Genomic DNA, 8227 nt, shown 5'->3' on the forward strand with positions numbered 1-8227 from the left:
TTCACCCTAGGACCCCCTTTTTCCCCACCCACCCGCCCTTTCAGGGCGGGTGGGTTCATTTCAGCCCCAGGTTCGGTGAAGGGGTGGGACTTGGGGCGCCCCGCGAGGTCCCCCGCCCCGACCGTTAACCTCGATGGCGTGGACCCGAAGACCAGGAACCGGATCATGGCCGGTGTGCTCGTGCTGATGTTCGCCGTGGTGGCCCTCGCGGCGGCCCTCGGAAGGTAACTACCAGGAGCTACCAGGCGAAGGCCTCCGGCGCGGGCCCGGGCCCGGGGAAGATCTCATCGAGGGACGCGAGGAGCTCGGGCCCGAGCTCCAGGTCGACCGCGCGGATCGCGGACGCCAGCTGCCCCGCCGTACGGGGCCCGACGATCGGCCCGGTGACACCGGGCCGGGTGAGCAGCCAGGCGAGGGCCACCTCGCCGGGCTCGAGCCCGTGCTTGTCGAGCAGATCCTCGTACCGCCGCACCCGCCCCCGCACCACGTCGTCGGCGAGCGCGTCGGCGGCCCGCCCCGCGGCCCGGCGCCCGCCCGTGACCTCCTTCTTCAGCATCCCGCCGAGCAGCCCGCCGTGCAGCGGCGACCAGGGGATGACACCCAGGCCGTAGTCCTGCGCGGCCGGGATGACCTCCAGCTCGGCGCGCCGCTCCGCGAGGTTGTACAGGCACTGCTCGCTGACCAGGCCGTAGCTGCCGCGCCGCGCGGCGCGCTCGTTGGCCTGCGCGATCTTGTAGCCGGGGAAGTTCGACGAGCCGGCGTAGAGGATCTTGCCCTGCTGCACGAGGACGTCGACGGCCTGCCAGATCTCCTCGAACGGCGTGTCCCGGTCGATGTGGTGGAACTGGTAGACGTCGATGTGGTCGGTCTGGAGGCGCCTGAGGGAGGCTTCGACCGAGCGGCGGATGTTGAGCGCGGAGAGCTTGTCGTGGTTGGGCCACGGCGCGCCGTCGTGCGGCGCCATGTTGCCGTACACCTTGGTGGCGAGCACCGTCTTGTCGCGCCGGTCGCCGCCCTGGGCGAACCAGGTGCCGATGATCTCCTCGGTGCGGCCCTTGTTCTCGCCCCAGCCGTAGACGTTGGCGGTGTCGAAGAAGTTGATCCCCGCGCCGAGCGCGGCGTCCATGATCGCGTGGCTTTCGGCCTCCCCCGTCTGCGGCCCGAAGTTCATCGTGCCGAGAATGAGGCGGCTGACCTTGAGTCCGGTGCGTCCCAGCTGCGTGTACTTCATGGGGGTCAAGCCAACGGCGTCGAGTGCGCTCTAGGCAAGGGGGTCGGGGGCGGGCGGGGTCACTCGCAGGGGAAGTCGGCGGTCTTGAGGGTGAGGCCGAGAACTGTGTCGGTGAGGTCCACATCGCGGCCGAAGGCAACGACCGATTCGACTTCGTAACCGCCGTTCTTGGGCTGGGTGTAGACGTGGACCTTGCGTTGGTAGGGGTCGGCGATGAGGTAGAGGGGGATCTCGGCTTTCGCGTACGTGGTCTTCTTCGGTCCGTAGTCGTTCTGCGCTGTGCCTTTGGAGATGACCTCGGCGATGAACTCGATGTCTGCGTGCTGCCAGCGCCCCTCGTCGTCAGGTTGTGCTCCGTCGCGGAACTTCGCCACGTCGGGGCAGAAGGCGTTCCGGAAGCCGGGGAAGTCGACGCGCACGTCGGACATCACCAGCGTGTCCCGGCCGAATCGGTCGTCCAGCGCGTGGAGGACCCTGCGGATGATCTGCCAGTGCACGTTCCGCTGCGGCGTCATGTGGACGTCACCCTCCACCACCTCGATCCTCATGCCTTCGAGGATGGGCCGCCCCTCAAACGCCTCGAACATCGCATCCAGCACTCGCGTGTTCTCGTCGGCCATCTTGATCCTGTCGTCTACGACGGACATCGTGGCGCTCCTCCCCGGCCGCCCGCCGATCGTGGGCAGCCGCGCAGTACAACGATACGCACGGCGCCAAGGTCACGTACGGATGTGCGACCGCAGGTCACGCCCCGCCCAGCCACCCCGCCGCGTCCAGGCGGAACGCGTCCGGCGCCACGACCGCGCGCAGGTCGTCCTCCAGGGCCCGTACCCGCTCCGCGCCCAGGGCCCGCGTCCACTCCCCGCGCAGTTCGTCGAAGACCGCCGCCGAGCGGGCGAGCGCGTCCAGGCCGTGCGGTGTGAGGCGGACCAGTTTGCGGCGGGCGTCGGCCGGGTCGTCGGCGCGCTCCGCGTAGCCGAGGGCGACGAGGCGGTCGACGGTCTTGCCCGCCGCCTGCTTGGTCACGCCGAGGCGGCGCCCGATGTCGCTCGCGCTCGCGCCGCCCACGCCGACGGCCTGCATCGCGAAGCCGTACGCCGGGCGCAGGTCCGGGTGGCCCTGGCGGGCGAGCTCGGCGTGCAGGCGGTCGATGAGGGTGCGGAAGCCGGCGAAGAGGAGGAGCGGCAGCTCGTACCCGGGAGTCTCGTCGCGCCCGCGAGCCCCGCCCGCGCCGCCGCCATCACCAGCGGAGCCCTTCCCCTTTTCGACAACCTGGTTTACCTTCTTATCGTCAACCATGTTGTCGATTTTAGGGGGCCGAGTTGTTCACCAGCCACACCACCGAGACCGCGCCCGCCGCCTCCCGCCCCGCCATGGAGGGCGTGACCCGCGCCTTCGGGCGGCTGCCCGACGCCGTCGGGCGGCTCGCCGAGTCGCCCGAACTGCTCACCGGGTTCCTGGAGATGAGCGAGAAGTTCGAGCGGACCACGCTCGACCCGCTGGCCCGCGAGACCGTGATCATGGCGGTCGCCGTACGCAACGACTGCCACGTCTGCGTGGCCCTGCACACCGGCAAGCTCCGCGCCCTCGGCGCGGACACCGCGCTCGTCACGGCCCTGCGCGCGGGCCACGAACTGCCCGCGGACCACGCGCGCCTCGAAGCGGTCCGCCGCTTCGCGCTCCGCGTCCTCGACACCGCGGGCGGCGTCGACGACGCGGACCTGACGGCGTTCCTGGACCACGGGTACACGCGGCGCAACGCGCTGGAGGTCGTCCTCGGCATCGGCGCGTACACGATGTCGACGCTCGCGAACCGGCTGGTGAGGGCCGTGTGAGCGGAGTGATGTGATGCGGTCGGTGTGGCGTGGGATGCGTCAGGGTCGCGTTGTGATGGGTATGACCCGCCGTGAATCGGCAACGAATTGACGCAGGGTGACGGTCCCACGTCCAATATGAGGCGCGGTCGACGCGCGGTGAGGTGTGGGGTGAAATCCGTGGCGGTCGGCCATGGGGGACGCACCACACGCCGCGGTGACCGACGCGGCGCGTTCCCCTGTGCCGAAGGGGGGCACTGTGATCGAGTTGCGCGTGCTGGGGGCCGTGGAGGCGTGGGACGACGGTGACCGCGTCGACCTGCGCGGGCCCCGTCACCGTGCTGTCCTGGCACGGCTTCTGATGGCCCGGGGCCGGGTCGTACCGCTGGACCGGCTCATCGGCGACCTGTGGCAGGACACGCCGTCCGAGCGGGCGCTCGGCTCGCTGCGGACCCTCGTCTCCACGATCCGCAAGGCCCTCGAACCGGGCCGCCCCTCGCGCACGCCGCCCCGCGTCCTCGTCACCGCGCCGCCCGGCTACGCGCTGCGCCTGGAGCGCGCGGCCGTCGACGCCTGGCGGTTCGAGGACCTGGTCCGGCAGGCCGTCCAGGCCTCCGTGCCGGGCGGCCCCGCCGAGACCCGGGACCGGCTCACGGCGGCGCTCGACCTGTGGCGGGGCGGCGCGTACGCGGAGTTCGCCCCGCAGGACTGGGCGGCGCCCGAGGTGACCCGGCTCGGCGAACTGCGGCTCCTCGCCACCGAACGGCTCGCGGAGGCCGAGCTCGCCCTCGGCGCGGCGGCGCAGGTCGTCGCCGACCTGGAGGCCCACACCCGCGCCCACCCCCTGCGCGAGGAGGGCTGGCGCCTCCTCGCCCTCGCCCTCTACCGCACCGGCCGCCAGGCCGACGCCCTCGCGGCCCTCCGCACGGCCCGCACGGTCCTCACGGAGGAACTGGGCATCGACCCCGGCCTGCCCCTGCGCAACCTGGAACGGGACATCCTCCGCCAGGATCCGGGGTTGGCCGGGGTGGGGGTTGCGGGTGGGTTCGGGGGTGGCTTCGGGGCCGGGGACGGTTTTGGGGCTGGGGCTGGGGCCGGGGGTGGGTCTGGGTCTGGGTCTGGGGCTGGTTTTGGGGCTGGGCCTGGGGCCGGGTCTGGGTCTGGGTCTGGTTTTGGCGCTGGGTCCGGGGCCGGGGTCGGGGCCGGGAACGGGTTTGGGGTCGGTGCCGGGGCCGGGAACGGGTTTGGGGTCGGGGCTGGGCCTGGGAACGAGGCCGCGGTTGGGGCCGGGGCCGGAAACGGGTTTACGGGCGCGGGCGGGTTCGAGGCTGGGGCTGGGTCCGGTGCCGGGTTCGGGTCCGGGAACGTGCCCGGGGGTCGGTCCGGGAGCGAGGTCGGGGGTGGTTCCGGGGCTGAGTCCGGAGCTGGCTTCGGGGTGGGGGTTACGCCCGGGACCGAGGCCGGGTCTCGCTCGGAGGCCGGGATCGGGGCTCGTGGCGAGGCCGGGATCGGGGCTGGGGGCGAGGCCGGGGCTGGAGGCGAGGTCGGCACCGGTGGGCCGGGCCGTCTCGTCGGCATTGCCGCAGTCCCTGCCGCTCCTGCGGGTTCCGCCGTCTCCGCGGCTCCCGTGATGTCTGTGGCTCCCGTGGTGTCTGCGGTTCCGGCGGCTTCTGTTGCTCCTGGGGTCCCGGCGGTTCCGGTGGCTTCTGTTGCTCCTGGCGTCCCGGTGGGTCCGGCGGCTTCTGCTGCCCCTGAGGCCCCGGCGTTCCTGGTGTCGTCTGCCGGTCCCGAAGTCCCGGCGTTCAGGGTGTCGTCTGCCGGTCCTGAGGTCCCGTCGGTCCGGGTGTCATCTGCGACCCCTGGGGGCCCGGTGGCTCCCGGGGGCCCGGAGGCTTCCGTGGTCCCCGCGGCCCCGGCTGCGTCCGCAGCCCACGCCGCACCCGGCGCCTCTCCCGACTCCGACACCCAAGCCGTCCTTCTCGCTCATCCGACCGTCGCCCACCCTGCTCCAGCAGCCCTCGGCCCCCAAGGGCGCACCCTCCCCGCCACCGCGCCCCGCATCGGCGTCTCCCGCACCGTACGACTCCTCCCGGTGCCCTCCTCGGAGCCGAGCCCGGAGCTGGGGGACGGCCGGGCGCGGTGCACGGGACAGGGCGCTTGCGCCGGGGCGACGGCGTACGCGCCGGACGACACCGCCGACGTACAGGACGCGGTCGCCGACGCACCGGGCGCGACCACCGGCGTGCTGGGTGCGACTGCCCACGTAACGGGCGCGACCGCCGACGCACCGGCCGCGACCGCCCACGTACCGGGCGCCGCCGCAGGCGTACTGCACGCCGCCCCGGGCACGATGTCCGCCACCACCCCCACCCTGCCCACCGCCCCGGGCGCCCCGCCCGCGCCCACCAACACACCGGACACCACCGCCCCCCTCCTCCAACTCGGCCAACTCGGCCAACTCGCCCAGCTCAGCCAGCTCAGCCCGGCCAAACGAGACCCGGCCCAGCTCGGCGCGATCCCGCTCGGCCCGGTCCCCCTCGGCCCGATCCCGCTCCCCCCAGCCCAGCTCCCCCCGCCCCACCTCCCCGGCCGCGCCCCCGAACTCCGGCGGCTGGCCGCCGAGGCCCGGCAGGCCGCCGCCCATGCGAGGCTTCGCGTCGCGCTTCTGGGCGGTGCCCCCGGTACCGGCAAGACCGCGCTGGCCGAGGCGGCGGTGCGCGGTCTGACGGTGCGGGGGTGGACGGCCGCCTGGGGGCGGTGTTCCGAGGTGGAGGGGGCGCCCGCCGGATACCCGTGGGCGGAGTTGCTGCGGGCGCTCGTCGCCGCGGGGCACGAACCCTCGCCCGCGCTGCGGCACGCGCTGACGCCGCTCCTCCAGGACGCCCCGGAGCCGCACTCCGGGGACGTGACCCGCTTCCAGGCGCACACGGCCACCGGCGCCTACCTCGCCTCCGTGGCCGACGCCGCGCCGCTCGTCCTCGTACTCGAAGACCTGCACCGCGCCGACGACGAGACGCTCACGCTCCTGCGCCGCCTGCCCAAGGCGCTCGCCGAGCGGCCCGTGCTGCTCCTGGTCACCTGCCGCACCGAGGAGCTGACCGACTCCGCGTGCGACACCCTCGCCGCGCTCGCCCGCTGCGAACCCGCCCGGGTCGAGCTGGCGGGCCTCGGCCTGGAGGCCGTGGCCGCCCTCGTCCGGGACATCACGGGGCGCGGCGCGGACGACCCCGAGCTCGACGAGGACACCATCCGGCTCATCGCCGACCGCACGGGCGGCAACCCCTTCTTCGTACGCGAGACCGCAAGGCTGCTGCAGGCGGAGGGAGTCAAGGCCGCCACCTCCCAAGTCCCCCTGGGCGTCAAGGACGTGATCAGGCGTCGGCTGAACCGCCTCACCCCGTACACGCGGGGCGTGCTGCGCCAAGCAGCCGCCGTCGGAACGGAAGTTGACATCGATGTCCTCCTGGAAATCTGCGCCTCGGAGGACGCGGGCGACGGGGGCCGCGAAGGGGCCGCCGCCGACACGGGCGTCATCGAGGCCGTCGAAGAGGCCCTGCGCACCGGCGTCGTCACCGAACCCGGACCCGGCCGCATCCGCTTCGCCCACGCCCTCGTCCGCGACACCCTCTACCAGGACGTCTCACGGCTGCGCCGCACCCGCTGGCACGCCCGCGCCGCCGGCGCCATCGAGCGGCTCCGCCCGGACGACGTGACCGCCCTCGCCCACCACTGCCTGGAGTCGGCGGGCCCGCGCGACGTGCTGCGGGCCGTCCGGCACACGCACGCGGCGGCCGCGCTCGCCCGGCGCAGGTTCGCGCACCAGGAGGCCGCGCAGCTGTGGCGGCGCGCCCTCGCCGCGTACGAACGGCTCGGCGCCGCCCCGCTGGTGACCGTGGCCGACGGCCCCGAGCTCGTCATCGGCCTGGTCCGCACGCTCGCCCTCGCCGGGGACGTGCAGACCGCCCGCGCCGAGCACGGCGCCGCCCTGGAGGCCTTCCCGGCCGACGGCGACCCGTACGACCTCGCGCGGATCGCCACCTGCAACGACGTGCCCGCGCTCTGGTACCACCGCGACTACATGGCGGGCGCCGACCGCCGTATCACCGCCACCGTCGAGCGGCTGCTCGCGGAACTGCCGGACGAGGACGGCGAGTTGAGGTGCCGCCTGCTCGCCACCCTCGCCATGGAGCTGGACGGCGTCGGCGGCGAACGCGGCCTGCGCGCCGCCGCCGACGCCGAGCGGATGGCGCGCCGCATCGGCGACCCGCGCCTGCTCGTCCTCGCGCTGAACGGCCGCCTCATGCAGACCTACGGCAGCGCGGGCCTCGCGCCGCGCCGCGCCCGGATCGCCGAGGAGATGCTGTCGGTGGCGCGGGCCGCCGGGCTCGGCGCGGCCGAGGCGCTGGCGCGCACCGTCCTGATGCAGTCGTACGCGGCCCACGCCTCGTTCCGCGAGGCGGACGAGCAGGCCCGCGCGGCCCGGCGGCTCGCCGCCGAGAACGACATGCCGTCGCTCACGATCGTGCCGATGCTGTACGACGCGCTGCGCGAGGCCGCGGCGGGGCGGGGCGACGCCGCGGAGCGGATCTACGCCACCGCGCGTGAGGCGCTCGGCCGCATCGGCGTCTGGGGGGCCGAGCGCGCCCTGTACGGCCTCGCCCTGTTCTGCCTGCGCCATCAGGACGGGCGGCTCGCCGAGCACGCCGACCTGTCGCAGCGCGAGTACCAGGTCTGGGGGCGCAGTGGGTCGGGCGCCACGCACGCCCTCACCCTCGCCGCCGCGGGGCGCACCGCGCAGGCGCGCGCCCTCGTTCCCGAACTCCTCACCATGCGGCGGGACTTCCTGTACGAGTTGCGGCTTGCCGCGGCCGGGCTTGCCGCGGTGCGGCTTGACGACCGGGACGTGGCCGAGGCCGCGTACGAGGAACTTCTGCCTGCGGCGGAGGAGTTGGCGGGGGCGGCTTGCGGCATGTTCACGCTCGGGCCGGTCGCCCAGTACCTGGGGGAGATCGCGGAGCATCTGGGCCGTACGGATGACGCCGTCACGCACTACTGCCAGGCCCTGGCCCTGGCCCGGCGGGCGGACGCGCCGCACTGGCAGGGGGAGGCGCGGGAGGCACTCCAACGCCTCGCGGGGCGCCCCTGACCCGCCCCTTCCCGAAACTAGGGGGCTCCGCCCCCT

The 8227-nt window shown here is 74.2% G+C and carries 5 protein-coding genes; 2 read left to right on the forward strand and 3 right to left on the reverse strand.

The features are described from left to right. Nucleotides 1–238: 238 nt before the first annotated feature. From ACFWZ5_RS42995 to ACFWZ5_RS43005, 3 genes are all read right to left on the reverse strand, one after another. On the reverse strand, nt 239–1231 hold the full coding sequence (locus tag ACFWZ5_RS42995) for an aldo/keto reductase (RefSeq protein WP_384805233.1): 993 nt from the start codon (nt 1229–1231) through the stop codon (nt 239–241). A gap of 59 nt (nt 1232–1290) precedes the next feature. Beyond that, entirely contained in the window at nt 1291–1878 is a 588-nt protein-coding gene (locus ACFWZ5_RS43000) for a Uma2 family endonuclease (RefSeq protein ID WP_384805231.1), read from the reverse strand. Nucleotides 1879–1975: 97 nt separating this feature from the next. After that, a complete protein-coding gene (locus tag ACFWZ5_RS43005; protein ID WP_384805229.1) occupies nt 1976–2530 on the reverse strand; it encodes a MarR family winged helix-turn-helix transcriptional regulator in 555 nt (184 codons plus the stop codon). A 23-nt stretch (nt 2531–2553) separates the two neighbouring features. Between ACFWZ5_RS43005 and ACFWZ5_RS43010 the strand changes: the two genes are divergently transcribed. Together ACFWZ5_RS43010 and ACFWZ5_RS43015 are read left to right on the forward strand one after the other, a co-directional pair. Further along, a complete protein-coding gene (locus ACFWZ5_RS43010) occupies nt 2554–3066 on the forward strand; it encodes a carboxymuconolactone decarboxylase family protein (protein WP_384805227.1) in 513 nt (170 codons plus the stop codon). Between the two features lie 238 nt (nt 3067–3304). Continuing rightward, nucleotides 3305–8191 (forward strand): BTAD domain-containing putative transcriptional regulator, encoded by a 4887-nt coding sequence (locus tag ACFWZ5_RS43015; protein ID WP_384892518.1) that lies wholly within the window; start codon nt 3305–3307, stop codon nt 8189–8191. The last annotated feature ends 36 nt before the right edge of the window (nt 8192–8227 follow it).

The sequence above is a fragment of the Streptomyces sp. NPDC059003 genome (genome assembly GCF_042740445.1).
Taxonomy (GTDB): domain Bacteria; phylum Actinomycetota; class Actinomycetes; order Streptomycetales; family Streptomycetaceae; genus Streptomyces.